Below are 22202 nucleotides of genomic sequence, written 5' to 3'. Positions count from 1 at the left end.
ATGGTCGCAGCCTCAATCATATAAAATAAGTATCAGATATGAAAGAACTGATTCCTTATATTTTTGAGCATCCGCAGTACGGAAAGCTCAGAGTGGTGGTGGAAGAGGACAGAATTTACTACGACCTCTTCGATGTGAAGAAAATCTTCGTGAAGACGGCGCAGCAACTCTTCGAGGTTATTGCCGACTCAGAAGGAGAACTGAAAAACTTCAATGTGGTGATGAAGCCTGCGAAGAAGAACCAGCACAACCTTTTCTACAGCGATGAGGTCATGGGTGTGGAAGCCGCCGGCAGAAAGAAGAACGTGGCTGCTGACTTCAACTTCTGCGACGAGACGGTGGTTGTCGACCTGATGGATGCCGAATACGCCAAAGAGAAGCTGGCTGCCAAGTGGGTGCTGGGATTCGTGAAGAAGAACCTGAAGGACCCTACGATGTCGTTTATCCATGAGGCACAGGGCGTGGCGATGATATCAGACAACACCATCCTGGAGCCTATCAACATCTATATGGATGTGACGGGGATGCTCATCATCAACGACCAGATTTTTGATTAATACATATTTTCTAAAACTTTTATATATTTGTTTATATGAGTAAGACTAGTTTTGACGCTGCAGCTCAGGCTGCAATGGCTAAGAATGCAGCTCAGGCTGCAAAGCAGGCGCTTTTGAACGCCCAGAAGGTGGATGCCAGTATCATTACTGACGAGTGTGGTAACATCGCTATCCGCAAGTCGCCATGGAACGATGCGGAGATTATCTCGGATAATCCGAAGGTGATTCCGGGCAGACTGGTGTGCAGCGGTGGTGATTTCGGCGACCAGCTCGACTTCAAGCCTTATGCGCAGACGGGCGAGAAGAAGTATACGGAGATTATCCATACCTCGCATGGTGCCCTTAGAACTTCACCGCAGCGTGTGTTCGCTTCATTCTCCTTCCCAAAGGAGATGAACAAGGCAGACATCATGAAGTACCTTTACAAAGAGGTGCTGGAGATGAGAGGTAAGGTTAAGAAGTTTAAGGAGGACATTGCATGGGAAGAGTACAAGTAATGGCGCTGAACCCTGCACGCAAGGGCAACATGGGAAGAATCAACTCTTCCCAGCCCCTGGCGGTGTACGACCAGCTGATAGCCCAGCCGTGGTTGAAGGGGGTGATAGAGCAGATTCGTGGCGAGAAACCGATAGCTGGCGTGAATGCTCAGGATGTTTCGAATGCTTCGGATGAGAAGAATGCTCAGGATGAGAAAGCGCTGGCGAAGGCTAGGGAGGAACTGAAGAAACAGTTGCCTTTCAGAGCCATCCACTACTCCTGCTTCAGAAACAACCACCGTTCGCAGGGCGATGCTGATCCGGAAAGTTTCCTGTTTCAGACCACCGTGGATGTGGATGATGCGGAGTATGTGGAGAAGGCATTGGAGAAGGCTCGTGAGCTGAACTGCAGCGACACCATCTGGAAAGGCAAGCTGCTGCATCTGGAGTATTCGGCCAGAAAGAAGCTGCACATTGATATCCGAATGCCGGTGGGGATGACCATCGAGGAGACGCAGCGTGCGTATTGCGAGGCATCGGGGATTCCCTATGACAAGAGCTGCATCACGCCCGAGAGAATCATCTTTATCACGGATAAGGATTCCGAGATTTACCGCTCTAAGGAGTGGTATGCTGTGCTGCCCGCAGAGGAGATTTCGTTGAGAAGAGAGGCCTTCGTGAAGAGGGGGCTGACGATTGACGGCAGGGGCAAACAAAATTTCCCACAGATTTCACAGATTCCACAGATTCATTCTGCGGGAAGTGAAAATGTTAATAGTAATCATAAAGTTCAAAGTAATGACAATGTTCAAAGTGAAGACAATCGATTTCAGGGCACTAACGGCGATAACGCTGTTTATGCTGGCACTGCTGTTCAGCCTGCCCAACCTGGTGATAGCCATCGTGTTAATGATTCTCATCTCGGCCCTGCTGGAGATAATCAGAATGCTGGCGGAGTGGCAATCCAAGAAGCTAGTGAGAAGAATCTCATAGCTTTCGAACTCTTCAAGGAGGCGGCGGGATTGCAGGGAATGGATATCGATACCATCGGTTCCCGTCATTCTTCCCTGCTCGCTATTATGAGCGCAGGAGCTTCTAGAGTAATGGGAGAGGACGAGCTGATGAAGGTGGTGGCGAAGAAAATGCCGAGCTATTACGGGGAGCGTGACTGCCATCAGCTGATTCATGATTTCTATGCAAAATATGGAGACAGTTCGAAGCCTTTTTCCCGTGATGTAATCCGTATCAATGCTACGGCAGAGAAGGCGGCCATTCAGCAAGTTGACAGTTTACAGTTTAAAGTTAAAAGCTCAAACCTCAATGCTCAAGGTAATGATGGCGATGATGAATATCCTGCTCCGCCACCCATGCCCCAGAAGCTTCCCAAGCTTGTGGAACTCCTTGTCTCGAAAACGCCGGAGATTTATCAGCCTGCCGTGGCGCATGCCATCTTCCCTCCTCTGGCTACTCATCTTTGGAAAACAAGATTCAGATACATTGATAATGTGGAGCATGAAGCCACGTTAATGTGCTGTCTGTTAGCGGGTACGGGTGCAGGCAAAAGCTGCGTGCAGATGCCGATTTCGCTGATTATGGAGGATATCCGCAAGCGCGACATGGAAAACCTGAAACGTGAAAAGGAGTGGAAGGATGAGATGATGCGCAAGGGTGCCAACAAGGATAAGCGTAAGCGTCCTGAAAATCTGATTATCCAGATGATTGATGCCGATATGACCAATCCGGCTTTCGTGATGCGTACCGCCGAGGCTCAGGGGCATTTTCTCTATACTTCGCTCAACGAGATAGACCAGTTTGATGCCCTGAAGGGTATCGGCAACCAGCAATTCCGCATCATGTGTCTCGCCTTTGACCCGGGTAATGAATATGGACAGACGAGAGTAGGCCTGCAGAGTATTACCGAGCGTGTTACCATCCGTTTTAACTGGAATGCTTCCACCACCATAGAGAAGGGCAAACGTTATTTCTCGAAGGTGTTGACGGATGGTCCTGTCAGCCGTATCAACTTCTGCACCATCCCCGAGCGTCTCATAGGCGAGGATATTCCCATCTATGGCACTTACGACGATGAGTTCAAGGAGCAGTTGAAGCCTTACATCGAGAATCTTTGCAAGGCTTCGGGACTGGTGGAGTGCCAGGAGGCTTTTGATCTTGCTATGAAGCTGAAGGATGAGAATGCCGAGTTTTCGCGTCTGTCGCAGAACCGCATTTATGAGAATTTCACCTTCCGTGGCAATGTGATAGGTTATCTGAAGGCCTGTGTGCTTTACGTGGCTAACGGGTTCAGATGGGAGCCTGAGATAGAGGAGTTTATCCGTTGGAGCGAGCAGTATGACCTGTATTGCAAGATGCGATTCTTTGAGGATGGCATCAAGACGGCTTCGATGAGTGCCGAGAAGAGTACGAGTCATGGTCCCAGCAATCTGCTGCAGCAGTTGCCCGATGAGTTTATGTATCAGCAGGCTGTGGAGGTTCGTCAGAAGAACGGCTTGAGTGCCGACGGCACGAAGAACATGCTGTATGCCTGGGTGCATCGAGGCTATATTGAACGCAGAAAAGCTGGAAATAAAGGCGGTGCAGCAGGCGGAACATCTGGCGGAACATCTGACGGTTCTTACAGTTCTTACGGTTCTTACAGTTCAGATTGCTTCATCAAGCTGAAATTCAGAAAGGATGGGGTGGTTATTGAGAGTTAAGAGTTTATAGTTAAGAGTTTATAGTTAAGAGTTTATAGTTGTACATTATACCTTAATATAGTATGGAAATAGTTTTAGAGCGTATAGCGAAGAAGAATTCTTATACCATCGGCCGCCTCTATATCTTGCCCGATGCCGACGTGAAGCGCAAGGCGCTTTCGGGCAAGAAGGCGGGCGACAAGAGAAGTTTTCTTCATCAGTTTGACTTGCAGAAGTTGTCGAAGGACGCTTACTTCTGCGACACCCTGGAGCCTACGTGGCGCAACCTGAAGGGGGTGGAATTGAAGCCCGAGGAGGAGAACGGCAAGTATAGCAGGGAGAGTGGCAAGGTGGCAAGAAAGATTCCGGGCCACACCGCCATCCCCGAAGGCAGTTATCGGGTGCTTGTCACGATGTCGCCGAGGTTCAAGCAGTGGCTGCCTTATCTGCAGGGCGTGCCGAATTTCGAGGGCATCCGCATCCATGCCGGCAACTATCCCGACGATACCCAGGGCTGCATCCTGGTGGGCGAGAACAAGCTGAAGGGTATGGTGGTGAACTCCCGCATCTGGCTTCACCGGCTGATGAAACTGATAGAGGAGGCGCAGCAGAAGGAGGAATCCATCTGGATTACCATCATCTAGATTTCTTCTTCATCTGATATAAAAAAGAGGAGGGTGTGTCATGTACTTTTGACACACCCTCTATTTTTTATGCTTTTTGCCCTTAACAGGCTACAGACTTGCTGACATAAATTCCAGGTTAAATCCCCCTTGCCTTGTAGATTTTATCCTTGGCATCATTGATTTCCTGGAACTTCTTCTCTGCGGCACGGCGCACGTCCTCGCCCAGAGCTGCCACCTTGTCGGGATGATGCTTCAGCGCCATCTTGCGATAGGCTGCCTTCACCTCGTCGTTAGAGGCATCGGGCGTAACGCCCAGGATGCGGTAGGCATCATCAAGCGATGTGTCGGATGATGCCGATGAACTGCTGCCGCCATGCATGCCCAGCATCTGGTCAACATCCGATGGCTCCAGACCCATGTGGATGGCTATCTCCTTCAGGGCCTGTACCTCTTCTGGAGAAACCACGTTGTCGGCCTGGGCTATCATCACCAGGAAATTAAGCAGCTGCAGGCGCTGCTCGTACATCATGTTGGCACGTATCTGATGGCAGCTGTCGTGTATCACGCTGCGATATTGCTGCATGCCCATACGCTTCTGCTGCTCAAAGAGCTTGAGAAGTATCTCCTCGCCCTGCTTCTTGGCAGATTCGCCGAAGTTCTGGAGCAGGAACCGGCGCACCAGCTCCATCTCGGAATGCATAATCTTGCCATCCACGGCAATGATATACGAAGACAATACCAGAAGCGAGAACATGAAACTGTTGCGTTCGCCCTCGTAGGCGCGCTGCTGGCCGTAGCCCTGCTGCTGGTATCCCTGCTGGCTTCTTCCGTAGCCGCTGTAGGCTTCGTAGGCGTTGGAGTATTCATTGCGGTCGCCCCCGCCATTGCCCGGCTTGTTCACCTCGTCCATGCCATGGTCGAAGAGTGAGCCCAGGGCAAAGCCGGCAAGGGCGCCAAGAGGTCCGCCGGTGATGAAACCGAGGAAACCTCCTATCCATTTTCCTGCAGCCATGCTAGCTTAGTTCTCGAAATAATAGAGGAACTGGGCGATGCCTGAAAGGGCTGGCTTGCGCTGGCCTTCAATCTCGATGGTAAACTTGATGCTGGTCTTGCAGATGCCGCGCAGGTTCTGAATCTCGTGGAGTGTTGCCACGAGGCGAACGCGTGAACCGGTGATTACCGGCTGGCCGAAGCGCATCTCGTCCATGCCGTAGTTAACGAGCATCTTGATGTTGTTCACCTCGATGATCTGCTGCCAGAGGTAAGGCAACACCGAGAGGGTGAGGTAGCCGTGGGCGATGGTGCTGTGGTAAGGGCTTTCTACCTTGGCACGCTCTACGTCTACGTGGATCCACTGTGGGTCGAGGGTGGCGTCTGCAAACTTGTTGATACGATCCTGGTCGATCTGCAACCATTCTGACTCTCCTAATTTCTCACCCAGGTGAGAAGCAAATTCCTCATAGGAATTGATAACTAACTTTGCCATTTTTTATCTATTTTAATAATTTGTTATTTTCAGTCTTCCGCTTTTAACTATAAACTATAAACTATTAACTCAAATCAGTCTCTTCTGAAGATATCGCGGGTGTATACCTTCTCCTTCACATCGTCCAGACACTTGTCGTAGCGGTTGGCGATGATGGCATGGCTCTGGCGCTTGAACTCCTCCAGGTCGTTCACTACGAGGCTTCCGAAGAAGGTGCTTCCGCTCTTCAGCGTCGGCTCGTAGATAATCACCTGGGCACCTTTTGCCTTGATGCGCTTCATCACGCCCTGGATGCTGCTCTGGCGGAAGTTGTCGCTGTTGCTCTTCATCGTGAGGCGGTAAACGCCGATGGTGCAAGGCTTCTCTTCTGCCTCATTGTAGTTGTTCTGGTTGGCATAGTCGTAGTAGCCAGCCATGTTGAGCACGCGGTCGGCGATGAAATCCTTGCGGGTGCGGTTGCTCTCTACGATGGCCTGGATCAGGTTTTCAGGCACGTCGGCATAGTTGGCGAGCAGCTGCTTGGTATCCTTTGGCAGACAGTAGCCGCCATAGCCGAAGGATGGGTTGTTATAGAAGGTGCCGATTCTCGGGTCCAGTCCCACACCGTCGATAATCGCCTTGGTGTCGAGTCCCTTCATTTCGGCGTATGTATCCAGCTCGTTGAAGTAGCTTACTCTCAGGGCGAGGTAGGTGTTGGCGAAGAGCTTCACTGCCTCAGCCTCGGTGAGTCCCATGAAGAGGGTGTCGATGTTCTGCTTGATGGCTCCCTCCTGTAGCAGGGCTGCGAAGATGTGGGCTGCCTTGTCGAGGCGTTCGTCGCCCTCGGGTCTGCCCACGATGATGCGGCTAGGGTAGAGGTTGTCGTAGAGGGCCTTGCTTTCGCGAAGGAATTCTGGGGCGAAGATGATGTTGTCGCAGTTCATCTTCTTGCGGATGTTTTCGGAGTAGCCCACTGGGATGGTGCTCTTGATAACCATGATGGCATCGGGATTCACCTCTTTTACGAGTTCTATCACCTCTTCTACGTGTGATGTGTCGAAGTAGTTTCTCACGGGGTCGTAGTTAGTAGGTGTGGCGATTACCACGAAGTCGGCGTCCTTATAGGCTTCTGCTCCATCGGTGGTAGCCTTGAGGTTGAGTTCCTTTTCTGCCAGGTACTTCTCGATATAGTCGTCCTGGATAGGTGACTTTCTGTTGTTGATGAGTTCCACTTTTTCCGGAACCACATCCACGGCCACTACCTGGTGGTGCTGGCTTAGCAACGTAGCGATGCTGAGTCCTACATAGCCTGTACCGGCTACGGCTATTTTCATATTGTCTGTTGCCATTACTTTTTTGAATTTAAAATTTCTGCAAAGATAATAATAAATAGGTAGAAAACAAAATGTAGCGCTGATTTTTATTAAAAAATAACTGTATTTGCAGCAAAAAAGCCCCTCCAAAATTTGCGTATTTCTGAGCAGCCGTACAGTTGCCCGGAAATATGCGAATTTTGAAGGGGGATAAATGGGGTGTTTTGTGGGTAATGATGGAAAAATGGGATGGAAACGGAGGGGATGCCTCGTTGCCCCTTTTTCTTATATTGTCAATAAATCGGAGTATTCGGGGATGTCTTCAAGGAATACATATTTTTTACCCTCGTAGTCCATCTTGCAGATGTAATGCTCCAGCCCGTTGCTCACCACCAGGAAGTCTACGTGGAGCAGAAGGTTATATACGGATATCTGGTCGAACACCTTCTGGGTGATGGGGATGTGGGGCGCCTTGTACTCGATAATCATCCTGGGGCGCAGGTCGCGGCTATAGAGCACGCTGTCGGCACGCAGCACCTTGTCGCCGCTTTTGAGCTGAATCTCGTTGGCAAGCAGTCCGGCAGGATAGCCCTTGTGCTCTATGAGGAAGTGGACGAAATGCTGGCGCACCCACTCCTCGGGAGTGAGCGCCACGTATTTTCTGCGCAGCACATCCAGGATTCTGGGCTGCTGTCGGGTGCCCGAAACCTTGATGTCGAAAGTTGGCAAGTTTAAGCGAATCATATCTCTTTTTTAAATTTCTCTACCTTATTATATATATAGTTCGATTTATTTTTGTACCTTTGCAGGTGGAAATGCAGGCCTCCTGGGGCATGCCATGGGCAAACTCATGGGCTGACTCCGGGGCTGCATCTGAATAACATTGCAAAGATACAAAAAATAAATCAATGGCAGAAAAGAAAAGTGCAATAAGTTACGAGTCGGTGATGAAATCATTGAAGGCTCGTGAGTTTGCGCCCGTCTATGTGCTGATGGGCGACGAACCTTTCTATATCGACAAGATCTGCGACTATATTGCGGAGTCGGTGCTGCAGCCCGAGGAGCGTGATTTCAACCAGACGGTGCTCTTCGGCGCGGATACCACGGCGGTTCAGATAGTGGACCAGTGTAAGGGCTATCCGATGATGGCCGAGTATAGAGTGGTGATAGTGAAGGAGGCGCAGAACCTGAAGAGCCTGGAGGCGCTGGAGCGGTATCTGGAAAAGCCGGTGAAGTCTACCGTGCTCGTGATTTGTCATAAAAACGGCACGATAGACCGAAGAAAGAAGCTCCTGCCCCGAGCAGAAAAGGTGGGCGTGGTCTTTGAAAGCAAGAAACTCTACGACCGGCAGCTGCCTGGCTTCATCGAGACCTATCTGAAGGCAAGGAAGGCTACGATAGAGCCGAAGGCGGTGCAGATGATAGCCGACCATATCGGAGCCGATCTCCACCGTCTCACCTCGGAGCTCGACAAGCTGCTCATCTCGCTGGGCGAGTCCGACCGCAGGGTTACCCCTGATGTGGTGGAGAGGGAAATCGGTGTGAGCAAAGACTTCAATGCCTTCGAGCTTCGCAATGCCATCATCCAACGCGACGTTTTCAAGGCAAATCAGATAATAAAGTATTTTGACAGCAACCCGAAGACGGGTTCGCTCTTTGCGATTCTCCCGTTGCTCTTTTCTTACTTTCAGAATCTGATGATAGCCTATTATGCACCCAACAAGCAGAACGAAAATGAGTTTGCAAAATTCCTGGATTTGAAAGGAACCTGGGGCGTGCGCGATTATCTGACGGGAATGAGAAACTATTCCGGCGTGAAGGTGATGCAGATTATCGAGAAGATGAAGGAGGTGGATGCGAAGAGTAAGGGCATCGACAATCCGTTTACTTCGGCTGGCGAACTGATGAAGGAACTCATCTTTTTCATCCTTCATTAGTGAAAAAACAACTTCGTTCCCGACTCGGTTTGCGGCTATTGACGAGTCGGCGAAGAAGGGTGGGAGGGGGAGCGATTTTTGCTCCTTCTCCCTTTTGTTTGGAAAATGAAATGATCTGGAATCGGGGAGGGTGTTTAGCCTCCAAAAAGAGATGGAAATAGCGTTCGTTGACGAGAAAACGGGCGCTATTTTTTTTGTTTTTCTCTCGTGCAGAGTCTCGTTTTCGTGGTTTTCTCATCTAGATGGTGATTTTCCGGATTTCGGTGAAATCATACCTAACTATGGTGTATATCAACTGGTTATCGAAAATAACCCCCTTCAATACTCGCAAATTTGCCCAAAACTCGGCCTGCGGGCTTGAAAACGCTCAAAATGGAAAAATTTGCCATCGTTTGACCCCCAAAATTTAGCGTTTGCATTCTTTAAGGTTTATATATCTATAATTTATAATTATAAATAGAATAAATATAAATCGGTGATTTAGTTTATAAAAGTAAATTAGAGAAAACTTTATGTAGGTAAATGATGTTCAGATTTATAAATATAAACGTGAATATCATGATTTGATGGTATAAATGTATAAATATACATTGATGATTTTAAACTTGGAAGTATGTGAAACCCAGTGAGTTATATATTTTAGTTATTTCAAGCTTCAATCTGTTTTCTCAAAAATAGACATATCAAAGTGCATACGCCCATAAAATGCCTACTTTTTGGCTAAAATAGGCTTTGGAAATCAGCGATTTACTTCTTTTGCATCAAGAAAAGCTTTGTAACTAATTTAGAAAGGTAAAATCAGATATATAAATCTGAATCAGAAAACTTACATCTATAAATGGTGGTTTATAAATTTGAAAACATAAACGTAAAGTTTAAAAAACTAAATTTTTGCAGAAAAGTTTGGTATAACCAAATTTTTGCTTTACCTTTGTAAAATCTTAGAAAAATGGGGCAAAAAACGCCCTGTTCGGAAATTAAACATCGATTGAAACATCGTATAAACTGAAAATTTTGAGTGGCATGAAAGATAGAATCAGACAGATTATGGAGGACCAGAAACTCAACCAGCAGAGTTTCGCTCAGCTCATCGGAAAGTCGACAGCAACCCTGAGCAACATCTTCAACGACCGTACCAAACCTACGCTCGACATCGTGGATGCGATCAAGAAAAAGTTCCCTCAGGTGAACACCGAGTGGTTGCTTTTCGGTACTCCTCCTATGTATATTAATAAGGTGGAAGGTGGTGCCGCGGCATCATCATCCGGGGCTTCTGCGGGGGCTGGCGGCATGGGCGCCGAGGATTCGCTGGATATGTATGGAGGTGCTTCTGCATCAGCGGGTATGGGTGCTCAGGGCGGCATGCCGGGGGCAGGCGGCGTGGCAGGCGGCGCCATGGAGCCATCGCTGGATTTCGGGGCAGACGGACAGGATTCCTCTCCTGCTTCTCCATCGCTCTTCGACCAGCCTCAGATGCACGGTGTAAAAAGGACACCTAAAAATATCGCCAATGCGGCGGTTAAAATAGTGGACAAACCGCAGCGCAGGATAACGGAAATCCGCATCTTCTACGATGACCAGACCTGGGAGACCTTTGTGCCGAAGAAGTAAGGCGGGGCAAAAAACTTCCTCTCGGATTTGTGAAATTCGATTTTTTGCAGTACCTTTGCACCTAATATATAATAAGGTTGCAATAACATGAGTAAATAATTGAAGTTTCGCAAGTGGTTCAAGTACGGGCTGAAGGCCCAAAAGCTCCTAGCCCAGGGCATCGCCCTGGGGATAATAGCAATCAACAAGGCGCCCTGTAAGGGCAAAAGCTTTGTAAATTGCCTGATTCTTTTGAAGCTTTTGCCCTTACAGGGCGACAAACTTGCGTCCATGATTACCCAGGGCGCTGCCCTGGGCTAGGAGCTTCTGCCCTTTCAGGGCGTGTGGAGCTCACTTGCGAAACTTGAGTAAATAACATTATAATAATAATAATATCGAAAAGATGAAAAAGTATGTTCTCGACCTCAAGGTGGTTTCTGTGGAAAGCCTTAGCGACAAGCATGTGTTGATTAAGCTTACCGACGAGAAACCTTTGCCAGAAATGAAGCCTGGCCAGTTTGTGGAAGTAAGAGTGGATCATTCGGCTACGACAATGCTTCGCCGACCTATCTCTATCAACTTCGTAGACCGCGAGAAGAACCAGCTCTGGCTGCTCGTTGCCATGGTGGGCGACGGCACAAAGCAGCTCGGAAAACTGCAGGCGGGCGATACGCTCAACTGTATGCTGCCATTGGGCAACGGCTTCACGATGCCTACCCGCAAAGAGCAGAAATACCTGCTTGTGGGTGGTGGCGTAGGCGTGGCTCCGCTCCTCTATTTTGGTAAGATGATTAAGGATTTCGGAGCAGAAGTCACCTTCCTGCTGGGTGCCCGAAAGGATACCGACCTGCTGGAGCTCGACGAGTTTGCCAAGATAGGCAAGGTATGCATCACCACCGAGGATGGCTCTGCCGGCGAGGTGGGTTTCGTAACCAACCACTCTGTGCTGGAGAACGAGCAGTTTGATATGATTTCCACCTGCGGTCCTAAGCCTATGATGGTGAGCGTGGCGCGCTTTGCCAAGAAGGCTGGCGTGGAGTGCGAGGTATCGCTGGAGAACAAGATGGCGTGTGGCGTGGGTGCCTGCCTCTGCTGCGTGGAGAAGACCACCGAGGGACACAAGTGCGTTTGCACCGATGGCCCTGTCATCAACATCAAACAGCTCACCTGGGATATCTAATCCGAGCATTTATGCTCTAAAATTGTAATAGATTATTATTTGATTTAGAAGATTATGGCTGATTTAAGTGTAAATATAAAGGATTTAAAGCTGAAGAACCCTGTGATGACAGCATCGGGTACTTTCGGCTACGGATTGGAGTTTGCAGATTTCGTTCCTCTGGAGGAAATAGGAGGCATCATCGTGAAGGGTACAACCCTGGAGCCACGTGAGGGAAATGACTATCCTAGAATGGCTGAAACGCCTCAGGGTATGCTCAACTGCGTGGGTCTTCAGAACAAGGGCGTGGAGTACTTCTGCGAGCACATCTATCCTCAGATTAAGGACATTGATACCAACATGATTGTGAACGTGAGCGGACATTCGCCTGAAAGCTATGCCGAGTGTGCGGCGCGCGTAAACGAGCTGGAGAAGATTCCTGCCATCGAGCTGAACATCTCTTGTCCTAACGTGAAGGATGGCGGTATGGCTTTCGGCGTTACCTGCGAGGGTGCGGCTAGCGTGGTGAAGGCGGTGCGCAAGGTGTACGACAAGACGCTTATCGTGAAGCTTTCGCCTAATGTTACCAGCATTGCCGACATCGCCCGTGCCGTAGAGGCAGAGGGTGCCGATTCCGTTTCGCTCATCAATACGCTGATGGGTATGGCGGTGGATATAGAGAAGCGCCAGCCGCTGCTGAGCATCCGTACGGGTGGCTTGAGCGGTCCTTGCGTAAAGCCTGTGGCCCTGCGCATGGTGTATGATGTGGCTCATGCCGTCAACATCCCAGTGGTAGGCTTGGGCGGTATCTCGAACGCCAAGGATGCCATCGAGTTCCTGATGTGTGGTGCCACAGCCATCGAAATCGGTACTGCCAACTTCCTGGATCCTGCCGTAACCAAGAAGGTGAAGGACGGCATGAACGAGTGGCTGGATGCCCACGGCTGCAAATCGGTGACGGAAATCATCGGAGCCATCAAGTAAATCCACATTATTATATATAAGTAATAAGACATATATATCAATATAAATAGGATAGAAGTTATGGATTTGAATGAAATGAATCCTGTTCTTCTGGTGGCTACCCTCACGCAGCAGGTGGTGGAGCTGGAGAAGAAACTGGAGGCTGACGGCGAGGATGCCGAGATCAAGGCTGCCCTGAGCGAACATCTGCTGAAGCGGGGAAACCTGCTGATGCAGATGGGCGACAAGGATGGAGCCAGAAAAGATATGCAGCGATACCTGCAGCTGAACCCCGAGAAAATAGGGGAACTCAGCGGCGAGTTTAAGGCTGAAGGAAGAGAACACTGCCGATAATTGCAGAAAGAATGCTGATAAAATTCTGTCGATTTTTGGGATTTTCTATTAAAAATCTGCTGAAAAACTGCTGAAAAGCATAAAATATAAGGAAATTCAAGAAAAAAGTGACAAATTGTTTGGCAGTATCAAAGAAAAGTATTACTTTTGCAAACGAGTAGAGACTTCTAGGGGTCGAAACTCAAACTATGGGTTGAGATTCTCAGGAGTTGAAACCCGAAAGCAACGAGTGAATAACAAATTAAACAAATAAGAATTATGAAGAAGTTGAACGCTTACTTTTTTAGCTATTACTTTTACTTTGCAAGCAATTGTAAAGCGGGAAGTTGCGTGTAAATTTCAACTTAGGATATTAGATTCTTTGAAATCATCGAAACGGTCCCGCTCTATCAAGAGTTGGACCGTTTTTCGTAAACCGGCAATTTTCATAAACCGGAAGATTTCATAAACTGGTAATATAGAATAGAGAGATACGGCAATGAAGAGAATAGCAATACAAGGAGAGTTGGGATCGTTCCACGACATCACTGCCCATCAGTATTTTGAGGGCGAACAGATTGAGCTGATTTGCTGCGCCACCTTCGAGGAGGTGTTCGAGAACATCAAGCGAGACCCTACGGTGGTCGGCATCTGCGCCATCGAGAATACCATAGCAGGAAGCCTGCTCCACAACTACGAGCTGCTCCGACAGAGCGGTACCACCGTGGTGGGCGAGCACAAGCTCCACATCGAGCACAGCATCTGCTGCCTGCCTGATGACGACTGGAACACCCTGCAGGAGGTTCACTCCCATCCGGTGGCTCTGATGCAGTGTGGCAAGTTCCTGGCCAACCATCCCGACTTCAAGGCGGTGGAGGCAGAGGATACTGCCGGTTCGGCGGCTTACATCGCTCAGCACAAGGTGCATGGATGGGCTGCCATCTGCTCTTCGTATGCCGCCCGAATGTACGGCATGAAGATATTGCAGGAGGGCATCCACGACAATCCGCACAACTACACCCGATTCCTCGTGGTCTGCAATCCACAGAAGGCCGCTCTGCTGCGCCCCATCGAGAAGGCCAATAAGGCGAGCATCGTCTTCAGTCTGCCTCACGACAAGGGTTCGCTCTCCAAGGTGCTCACCATCCTGAGTTTCTACGACATCAATCTTACCAAGATTCAGTCGCTGCCGAACATCGGACATGAGTGGGAATATCTCTTCTACGTGGATCTCACCTTCGACAACCTGACCCGCTACCGCCAGAGCATCGACGCCATCACGCCGCTGGTGAAGAAGATCAAGGTGTTGGGAGAATATGAGGAGAAAGAATAATTGATAGTTGATAGTTAACAGTTGATAGTTAATAGATAAGAATTAAAAATAAGAATTATGATACAACCAGCCAATAGAGTAACGGAAATACAGGAATACTACTTCAGCCGCAAGCTGAAGGAAGTGGCTAAGCTTAATGCCGAGGGCATGGACATCATCAGCCTTGCCATCGGAAGTCCAGACATGCCGCCTTCTAAGCAGACCATCGACAAGCTCTGCGAGGTAGCCAACAATCCAAACGCACACGGATATCAGCCTACGGTGGGTATCCCGGAACTGCGCAAGGCTATGGCTGGTTTCTACAAGAGATGGTATGATGTAGACCTTGACTGGGCTACGGAGATACAGCCGCTCATAGGCAGCAAGGAAGGTATTCTGCATGTAACGCTCGCCTTCTGCAACCCTGGCGACGAGGTGCTCATCCCGAACCCGGGCTATCCCACCTACACCGCCATCAACAAGATTCTGGGTACCAAGATTACCTACTACGACCTGCGTGAGGACAACGGATGGCAGCCCGACTTCGACGCCCTGGAGAAGATGGACCTGAGCCACGTGAAGCTGATGTGGACCAACTATCCGAACATGCCTACAGGCGGAGTGGCGAAGCGAGAAACCTACGAGAAGCTGGTGGCATTCGCCCAGAAGCACAACATCGTGGTGGTGAACGACAACCCATATTCGCTCATCCTCAACGAACACCCGATGAGCATCATGCAGGTGCCGGGAGCCAAGGACTGCTGCATCGAATTCAATTCGCTGAGCAAGAGCCACAACATGCCGGGCTGGCGTGTGGCGATGATTTCGAGCAACAAGACCTTCATCTCGTGGATTCTGAAGGTGAAGAGCAACATCGACAACGGAAGCTTCAGAGGCATTCAGCTGGCTGCTGCCGAGGCGATGCTCAACAACACCGACGAGTGGCACCGCGAGAACAACATCCAGAACTATCGCCGCCGCCGCGACATAGCCGAGGAAATCATGAAGGTGTTAGACTGCCAGTTTGACCCTAACCAGGTGGGCATGTTCCTCTGGGGCAAGATTCCTGAAAAATATGCCGATGTGGAGGACCTCACAGAGAAGGTGCTGCACGAGGCACGCGTCTTCATCACCCCAGGCTTCATCTTCGGAAGCAACGGCAAGCGATACATCCGCATCAGCCTCTGCGCCAAGGATGAAAAGATGAAGGAGGCTCTGGAGAGAATCAAGAAGGTATTTGACAAATAAAGAAATTTAAAAATATACGACTATGGAATTAGAATTAGAACCATTGAATTTTCCTAGTGACCAGGAACGCCCTTGTATCATCGCAGGCCCATGCTCTGCCGAGACTGAGGAGCAAGTTATGACAACGGCCAAGCAGCTTGCTGCCAAGGGCTGCCACATGTTCCGTGCGGGTGTGTGGAAGCCTCGCACCAAGCCAGGAGGCTTTGAGGGAAATGGCGAGGAGGCCTTGCCTTGGATGAAGCAGGTGAAGGAGGAAACCGGTATGCTCACCGCTACCGAGGTGGCTACTCCTGAGCACGTGGAACTCGCCTTGAAGTATGGTATCGACATTCTTTGGGTGGGTGCGCGTACTTCTGCCAACCCATTCGCCATGCAGGCATTGGCCGACAGCCTGAAGGGTGTTGACGTGCCTGTGTTGGTGAAGAACCCTGTAAACCCAGACCTGGAGCTCTGGATCGGTGCCCTGCAGCGCATCAACCAGGCAGGTATCAAGAAACTCGGTGCCATCCATCGCGGTTTCTCAAGCTTCGACAAGAAGATCTACCGTAATCTCCCAATGTGGCAGATTCCTATCGAGCTGCATCGCCGCATACCTCAGTTGCCTATCATCTGCGACCCTAGCCACATCGGCGGCCGCCGCGACTTGATAGCCCCTCTCTGCCAGCAGGCGATGGACCTGGGCTTCGACGGACTCATCGTAGAGAGCCACTGCAATCCAGACGATGCATGGAGCGATGCCAAGCAGCAGGTTACTCCAGAGGTGCTGGATTACATCCTGAGCCTCCTCGTGGTTCGCGACGAGCACTATTCTACCGAGGGCCTGCACCAGTTGCGTGGCCAGATTGATGAGCTCGACAACCAGCTGATGGATCTCCTGGCAAAGCGTATGCGCGTGTGCCGTGAGATTGGTACCTACAAGAAGGAGCACAACATGACCATCGTGCAGACTAATCGTTATAACGAGATTCTTGACAAGCGTGGTGCACAGGCTGCCCTCTGCGGCATGAGTGCAGATTTCGCTGCTCAGATTTTCGAGCATATCCACGAGGAGAGTGTCCGCCAGCAGTTGGAAATCCTGAATCAGAAATAAATTAAGTGAAGAGTGAAGAAATGAGAATATTAATCATGGGAGCAGGTAAGATGGGAAGCTTTTTCATCGACCTGCTCAGCTTCGACCACGAGGTGGCGGTTTACGAGAAGGATGCCAAGCGACTGCGCTTCACCTACAACTGTTACCGCTTCACCAAGATGGAAGAGATAGAGATGTTCCGCCCCGAACTGGTCATCAATGCGGTGACGGTAAAATATACGCTGCCAGCCTTCGAAGAGGTGTTGCCACATCTCTCTAAAGACTGCATTATCAGCGATATAGCTTCGGTAAAGACCGGACTGCAGGAGTTTTACGAGAAGAGCGGTTTCCGCTTCGTGAGCACGCACCCTATGTTCGGCCCGACCTTTGCCAATCTGAACCAGCTTTCAGAGGAGAATGCAGTCATCATCAAGGAGGGCGACTATATGGGCAAGATATTCTTCAAGGATCTCTACCAGAAGCTGGGACTGAGCCTTCATGAATATACCTTCGACGAGCACGACCAGACGGTGGCTTACTCGCTGAGTATCCCATTCGTGAGCACCTTTGCCTTCGCCGCCGTGATGAAGCATCAGGATGCTCCGGGCACCACCTTCAAGCGCCACATGCAGATAGCCAAGGGCGTGCTGAACGAAGACGATTACCTGCTGCAGGAAATCCTCTTCAACCCGTATACTTCGGGACAGGTGGCACAGATTCGTGAAGAGCTGGCTGAACTCATCGATATCATCGACCACAAGGATGCCAAGCGCATGAAACTCTTCCTCACCAAAATCAGAAACCACGTGAAGGAAGACATCGAGATCAGACAGCAGAAATAAGAAGGTACAGGAAAGATACTGGAAAATAGAAGAAATGTACCGGAAAGATACAAGAAAATACAGGAAAATACAGGAAGACAACAGAAGAGTAGTAGATTATGAGTGAACAGATTGATCAACAGAATAACACAGCTGAACAGCCTAGCATGTTTCAGGTGGTAAACGAGGGATTCTCTACCCGCGAGGCGATTGAGGAGGCCAAGAGATGCCTGCATTGCAAGATTCCTCAGTGCAAGAAGGGATGCCCTATCGAAAACGATATTCCGGACTTCGTACACGAGCTGTCGATGGGTAACATGGGTGCTGCGATGAGCATCATCAACGCCAAGAGCAACCTGCCTGCCATCTGCGGACGTGTTTGTCCGCACGAGAAGCAGTGCCAGGGACACTGTGTGCTGGGAAAGAAGGGAAAACCGGTGCAGATTGGTAAGTTGGAGCAGTTTATCGCTGACTTCGATACCAAGATGAACCTTTCCAGAGAGAAGTTGCCTCAGAAGACGCGCGGCCGCGTGGCGGTTATCGGTTCGGGACCTGCTGGTCTTACCGTGGCTGGTGATCTCGCCCGCCAGGGTTTCAATGTTACCATCTTCGAGGGACAGGCTGAGCCGGGCGGCGTGCTGATGTACGGTATTCCGGAATACAGACTGCCTAAGAGCGTGGTTCGCGACGAGATTAGCAAGATTGAGGCACTGGGTGTACAGTTTATCACCAACTGCATGGTGGGTGAGAACAATGTCACCATCGACAGCCTCTTCCGTGCGGGTTACGATGCCATTTTTATGGGCACGGGTACCAATGTGCCTCAGAACATGGATTCTACCCCTGGTTCTACGCTGCATGGTGTGAGCCAGAGCACCTATTTTCTGCACAACGTGAGTGCCTATAACGAGGGTGCCCTGACCCGCGACATGGTGCCGCTGAGAGATGGTGAGAAGGTGGGCGTAATCGGCGGCGGCAACGTGGCGATGGATGCTGCCCGTACTGCCATCCGTCTGGGTGCCGATGTCACCGTGCTCTATCGCAAGACCCAGGAAGAGATGCCTGCCATTCAAAGTGAATACGAGGATGCCGTGAAAGAGGGCGTCAAGTTTGAGTGGAAAACCACCGTGGAGGCTTTCCTCAAGGGCAAGAACGGCCGACTGGGAAGCTGCGTGCTGAACACTCCTGATGGAGAGAGAGTTGAGAACTTCGACAGAATTTATCTCGCCATCGGTTCCCGTCCTGCCAACCGCATCGTTTCTACCACCGCAGGTATCGAGGTGGATGAGAAGGGCTACGTAAAGGTGGTGGAGCGTCCGTTCGGTATGACTACCCGCCGTGGTGTCTTTGCCGGAGGAGATGTGGTTCACCGTCCGCAGACCGTGGTCTTGGCGATGAAGGCAGCCAAGGAAGTGGCACAGGGCATCGCCCAGTATGTGGATGCCATCAAGCTGCTTGAAGAAGCTAAACGAATCGAAAAAGAAGGCGTATAATTACATGTAATTACATGAATCAGGAGGATATCTCATGATGCAGATATCCTTCCTGAGGTTAATATCTGCTTAATCAGGTTAATATCTATTGCAATATTTTGCAGAATGCAGGATTCTTGTTATTTTTGCCTTCTCAAAAATAAGCAAAGATTATGAAGAAGATTATATTTTTTATCATCTGCCTGATGTCGGTGGCATCTATGGCACAGGCGCAGAAAACCTGCGTCATCGCCAGCGCCGAAGACCATGTGCCTATCCGCGAAGCGCTGATTCATACCGACAAGAACCAGTGGGCACGCACCGATTACCGTGGCTATTGGAACATGCGCTATCAGTTTGACTCTGCCACCGTGTCGAAACCCGGCTACGTGAAGGCTACCATCCGCTACAAGGAACTGCCTGATACCGTGTTCCTGCTGCCGGAAGCCAAGCAGATAGGCGAGGTGACCGTGTGGGGCAAGAACCAGCAGCATATCGACGACATGGAAGGCTTGATTCAGGAGCAGGTGAACTCCATTCCTACCTCGCCAGGCGGCATCGGATTCGATGCCTTCGGCTGGATGGACAAGCAGGGCAAGCGCGACAGAAAGCATCTGGAAAAAGCGAAGGGAATCTTTAAGGAGATGGACCGCAAGGACCCTATCGTCTCTGCTTACGAGAAGGCTACGGGCAAGAACTACAAGCTGAAAGAGCCCGAAAAGTAGAAAAAATCGGGTAACTTGTTGGCTTTCTCAGAAAAAAGTAGTATCTTTGTCGCCGAAATAAAAAGAAATAATAAGAAATGTTTGAAAATTTAAGTGATAGATTAGAACGTTCCTTCAAAATCTTGAAGGGTGAAGGTAAGATTACGGAAATCAACGTGGCTGAAACCATGAAGGATGTGCGCCGTGCACTCCTCGATGCCGACGTTAACTATAAGGTGGCTAAGGAATTCACCAACAAGGTGAAGGAGAAGGCGCTGGGCATGAACGTGCTCACTGCCGTGAAGCCTGGACAGCTGATGGTAAAGCTGGTTCACGACGAGCTGGCTGAACTGATGGGTGGCGAGGAAGCGCCTTTGAAGCTGGAAAACCGCCCGGCAATCATCCTGATGAGTGGTTTGCAGGGTTCCGGTAAGACTACCTTCAGCGGTAAGCTTGCTAACCTGCTCAAGACCAAGAAGGGTAAGAAACCATTGCTCGTAGCCTGCGACGTTTACCGTCCTGCTGCTATCCAGCAGCTCCATGTAGTGGGCGAGCAGGTGGGCGTACCTGTATATAGCGAGCCTGATAACAAGGATGTCTGCGTCATCGCCGACCATGCCTTGCAGCAGGCTAAGACCAACGGCAACGACGTGGTTATCGTGGATACAGCCGGCCGTCTCGCCATCGACGAGCAGATGATGAACGAGATCAGCAATCTGAAGAATCATCTGAATCCTGACGAGACCCTCTTCGTGGTTGACTCCATGACCGGTCAGGATGCCGTGAATACAGCCAAGGAGTTCAACGACCGCCTCGATTTTAACGGCGTTGTTCTCACCAAGCTCGATGGTGATACCCGTGGTGGTGCAGCCCTCAGTATCCGCACCGTGGTTACCAAGCCTATCAAGTTTATCGGTACAGGCGAGAAGATGGAGGCCATCGACGTGTTCCATCCAGCCCGTATGGCCGACCGTATCCTGGGTATGGGTGACGTGGTTTCCCTGGTAGAGCGTGCGCAGGAGCAGTTTGACCTGGAGGAGGCTAAGAAGCTGGAGAAGAAGATTCGCAAGAACCAGTTCGACTTCAACGATTTCTACAATCAGATTCAGCAGATCAAGAAGATGGGTAACATCAAGGACCTGGCTGCCATGATTCCTGGTGTGGGCAAGGCTATCCGCGACGTTGATATTCCTGAGGATGCCTTCAAGAGTGTAGAGGCTATCATCCAGAGTATGACTCCAAAGGAGCGCTCTAATCCTGGAATCCTCAATACCAGCCGCCGCCAGCGTATCGCTAAGGGTTCGGGCACTGACATCCAGGAGGTGAACAAGCTCATCAAGCAGTTTGACCAGACCCGCAAGATGATGCAGATGATGACAGGCAACAAGATGGCCCAGATGATGAGCCGCATGAAGGGTATGCCAGGCATGCCTAAGATGCCGGGAATGTAAATCAGTTGATAGTTAATAGTTTATAGCGGCTTTGCCGTATAGCAAACTTGCTTTATAGGCAAGAATGCCTATAAAGCAAGAATGCCCTATAAACTATAAATTATAAATTATAAACTAAAGAATAAAATGCAGTTAATCGACGGAAAGGCGACAGCAGCCGCCATCAAGGAACAGATAGCCCAAGAGGTGGCACAGATTGTGGCACAGGGCGGAAAGCAACCTCATCTGGTTGCTGTGCTCGTGGGACACGACGGAGGAAGCGAGACCTATGTGAAGAACAAGGTTCTGGCTTGCGAGAAATGTGGCTTTAAGTCGACACTCATTCGATATGAGGATGATGTGACTGAAGAGGAACTTCTGGCCTGCGTTGACAGGCTGAACAAGGACGAGGATGTGGACGGATTCATCGTGCAGCTTCCTCTGCCTAAGCATATTGACGAGCAGAAGGTGACCATGGCGATAGACTATCGCAAGGATGTGGATGGTTTCCATCCCGTAAACGTGGGTCGCATGGCGCTGGGCATGCCTAGCTTCATCTCTGCCACGCCGCTGGGCATCCTTACCCTCTTGCAGCATTACAACATCCCGACCAGTGGCAAGAAATGCGTTATCCTGGGCAGAAGCAACATCGTGGGCAAACCTATGGCCCAGTTGATGATGCAGAAGCAGTATGGCGACGCCACTGTTACCGTGTGCCATTCTCATTCGGCTCATCTGAAGGAGGAATGCCGCGAAGCAGACATCATCATTGCTGCTATCGGCAAGCCTGATTTCGTTACTGCCGACATGGTGAAGCCGGGAGCCGTGGTCATCGATGTGGGTACCACCCGTGTGCCTGATGCATCGAAGAAAAGCGGATTCCGCCTGAATGGCGATGTGAAATTTGATGAGGTGGCAGAGAAGTGCTCTTTCATCACTCCAGTACCTGGAGGTGTAGGACCGATGACTATCTGTTCTTTGATGAAGAATACCCTTGCCGCCGGAAAAAAAGAGATCTATAAATAGGTCTATTC

21 protein-coding genes are annotated in these 22202 nt (G+C 50.0%); 17 read left to right on the top strand and 4 right to left on the bottom strand.

The features are described 5' to 3' along the window. Positions 1 to 38: 38 nt before the first annotated feature. From V8Z93_RS11770 to V8Z93_RS11755, 4 genes are all read left to right on the top strand, one after another. Positions 39 to 557, top strand: a complete 519-nt coding sequence (locus V8Z93_RS11770) for a spore coat protein (protein WP_439431598.1) — start codon at positions 39 to 41, stop codon at positions 555 to 557. 35 nt (positions 558 to 592) lie between these two features. After that, positions 593 to 1054 (top strand): hypothetical protein, encoded by a 462-nt coding sequence (locus V8Z93_RS11765; RefSeq protein WP_439431597.1) that lies wholly within the window; start codon positions 593 to 595, stop codon positions 1052 to 1054. Further along, the gene (locus V8Z93_RS11760) at positions 1036 to 3747 is read left to right on the top strand and encodes a hypothetical protein (protein WP_439431596.1); all 2712 of its coding nucleotides are present in this window, start codon (positions 1036 to 1038) and stop codon (positions 3745 to 3747) included. The genes V8Z93_RS11765 and V8Z93_RS11760 overlap by 19 nt, the downstream gene beginning before the upstream one ends. A gap of 62 nt (positions 3748 to 3809) precedes the next feature. After that, on the top strand, positions 3810 to 4370 hold the full coding sequence (locus tag V8Z93_RS11755; protein ID WP_439431595.1) for a DUF5675 family protein: 561 nt from the start codon (positions 3810 to 3812) through the stop codon (positions 4368 to 4370). Positions 4371 to 4488: 118 nt separating this feature from the next. On the opposite strand, the gene V8Z93_RS11750 is transcribed toward V8Z93_RS11755, so the two are convergent. The 4 genes from V8Z93_RS11750 to V8Z93_RS11735 all read right to left on the bottom strand — a co-directional run bounded on the left by V8Z93_RS11750 (position 4489) and on the right by V8Z93_RS11735 (position 7874). Next, a complete protein-coding gene (locus V8Z93_RS11750; RefSeq protein ID WP_439431594.1) occupies positions 4489 to 5364 on the bottom strand; it encodes a DnaJ domain-containing protein in 876 nt (291 codons plus the stop codon). A 6-nt stretch (positions 5365 to 5370) separates the two neighbouring features. Beyond that, positions 5371 to 5838 (bottom strand): MaoC family dehydratase, encoded by a 468-nt coding sequence (locus V8Z93_RS11745; protein WP_203051207.1) that lies wholly within the window; start codon positions 5836 to 5838, stop codon positions 5371 to 5373. Positions 5839 to 5912: 74 nt separating this feature from the next. Then, a complete protein-coding gene (locus V8Z93_RS11740; protein ID WP_439431593.1) occupies positions 5913 to 7166 on the bottom strand; it encodes a nucleotide sugar dehydrogenase in 1254 nt (417 codons plus the stop codon). A 249-nt stretch (positions 7167 to 7415) separates the two neighbouring features. Beyond that, complete coding sequence (locus tag V8Z93_RS11735; protein WP_203051206.1) at positions 7416 to 7874, bottom strand: type I restriction enzyme HsdR N-terminal domain-containing protein; 459 nt, start codon at positions 7872 to 7874, stop codon at positions 7416 to 7418. A 164-nt stretch (positions 7875 to 8038) separates the two neighbouring features. Here V8Z93_RS11735 and holA point away from each other — a divergent pair, with 164 nt between their 5' ends. The 13 genes from holA to folD all read left to right on the top strand — a co-directional run bounded on the left by holA (position 8039) and on the right by folD (position 22194). Further along, complete coding sequence (gene holA / locus V8Z93_RS11730; RefSeq protein ID WP_203039901.1) at positions 8039 to 9067, top strand: DNA polymerase III subunit delta; 1029 nt, start codon at positions 8039 to 8041, stop codon at positions 9065 to 9067. Between the two features lie 1023 nt (positions 9068 to 10090). After that, a complete protein-coding gene (locus V8Z93_RS11725) occupies positions 10091 to 10678 on the top strand; it encodes a helix-turn-helix domain-containing protein (RefSeq protein WP_439431592.1) in 588 nt (195 codons plus the stop codon). Between the two features lie 382 nt (positions 10679 to 11060). Continuing rightward, positions 11061 to 11837 carry a dihydroorotate dehydrogenase electron transfer subunit gene (locus V8Z93_RS11720; protein WP_203039900.1) on the top strand — a complete coding sequence of 259 codons (777 nt, stop codon included), beginning with the start codon at positions 11061 to 11063 and terminating at the stop codon, positions 11835 to 11837. A 54-nt stretch (positions 11838 to 11891) separates the two neighbouring features. After that, complete coding sequence (locus V8Z93_RS11715) at positions 11892 to 12800, top strand: dihydroorotate dehydrogenase (protein WP_203051205.1); 909 nt, start codon at positions 11892 to 11894, stop codon at positions 12798 to 12800. Between the two features lie 60 nt (positions 12801 to 12860). Then, positions 12861 to 13133: a hypothetical protein gene (locus tag V8Z93_RS11710; RefSeq protein WP_439431591.1), complete on the top strand. Its 273-nt coding sequence runs from the start codon at positions 12861 to 12863 to the stop codon at positions 13131 to 13133. A 478-nt stretch (positions 13134 to 13611) separates the two neighbouring features. Next, positions 13612 to 14445: a prephenate dehydratase gene (locus tag V8Z93_RS11705; protein WP_203039897.1), complete on the top strand. Its 834-nt coding sequence runs from the start codon at positions 13612 to 13614 to the stop codon at positions 14443 to 14445. A 57-nt stretch (positions 14446 to 14502) separates the two neighbouring features. Then, a complete protein-coding gene (locus tag V8Z93_RS11700; protein WP_439431590.1) occupies positions 14503 to 15672 on the top strand; it encodes a pyridoxal phosphate-dependent aminotransferase in 1170 nt (389 codons plus the stop codon). A 22-nt stretch (positions 15673 to 15694) separates the two neighbouring features. After that, positions 15695 to 16762 (top strand): bifunctional 3-deoxy-7-phosphoheptulonate synthase/chorismate mutase type II, encoded by a 1068-nt coding sequence (locus V8Z93_RS11695; RefSeq protein ID WP_203039895.1) that lies wholly within the window; start codon positions 15695 to 15697, stop codon positions 16760 to 16762. A gap of 20 nt (positions 16763 to 16782) precedes the next feature. Next, positions 16783 to 17583: a prephenate dehydrogenase gene (locus V8Z93_RS11690; RefSeq protein ID WP_203039894.1), complete on the top strand. Its 801-nt coding sequence runs from the start codon at positions 16783 to 16785 to the stop codon at positions 17581 to 17583. Between the two features lie 98 nt (positions 17584 to 17681). Further along, a complete protein-coding gene (locus V8Z93_RS11685; RefSeq protein WP_203039893.1) occupies positions 17682 to 19055 on the top strand; it encodes an NAD(P)-dependent oxidoreductase in 1374 nt (457 codons plus the stop codon). Between the two features lie 152 nt (positions 19056 to 19207). Further along, complete coding sequence (locus V8Z93_RS11680) at positions 19208 to 19759, top strand: hypothetical protein (RefSeq protein WP_203039892.1); 552 nt, start codon at positions 19208 to 19210, stop codon at positions 19757 to 19759. Positions 19760 to 19836: 77 nt separating this feature from the next. Next, the gene (gene ffh, locus V8Z93_RS11675; RefSeq protein WP_218412735.1) at positions 19837 to 21189 is read left to right on the top strand and encodes a signal recognition particle protein; all 1353 of its coding nucleotides are present in this window, start codon (positions 19837 to 19839) and stop codon (positions 21187 to 21189) included. Between the two features lie 126 nt (positions 21190 to 21315). After that, positions 21316 to 22194, top strand: coding sequence for a bifunctional methylenetetrahydrofolate dehydrogenase/methenyltetrahydrofolate cyclohydrolase FolD (gene folD, locus V8Z93_RS11670; protein ID WP_217763453.1), 879 nt, complete (start codon positions 21316 to 21318; stop codon positions 22192 to 22194). The last annotated feature ends 8 nt before the right edge of the window (positions 22195 to 22202 follow it).

The sequence above is a fragment of the Segatella copri genome (assembly GCF_051861805.1).
GTDB classification, from domain to species: Bacteria; Bacteroidota; Bacteroidia; order Bacteroidales; family Bacteroidaceae; genus Prevotella; species Prevotella copri_M.
This window is presented reverse-complemented; position numbering and strand designations above follow the sequence as displayed.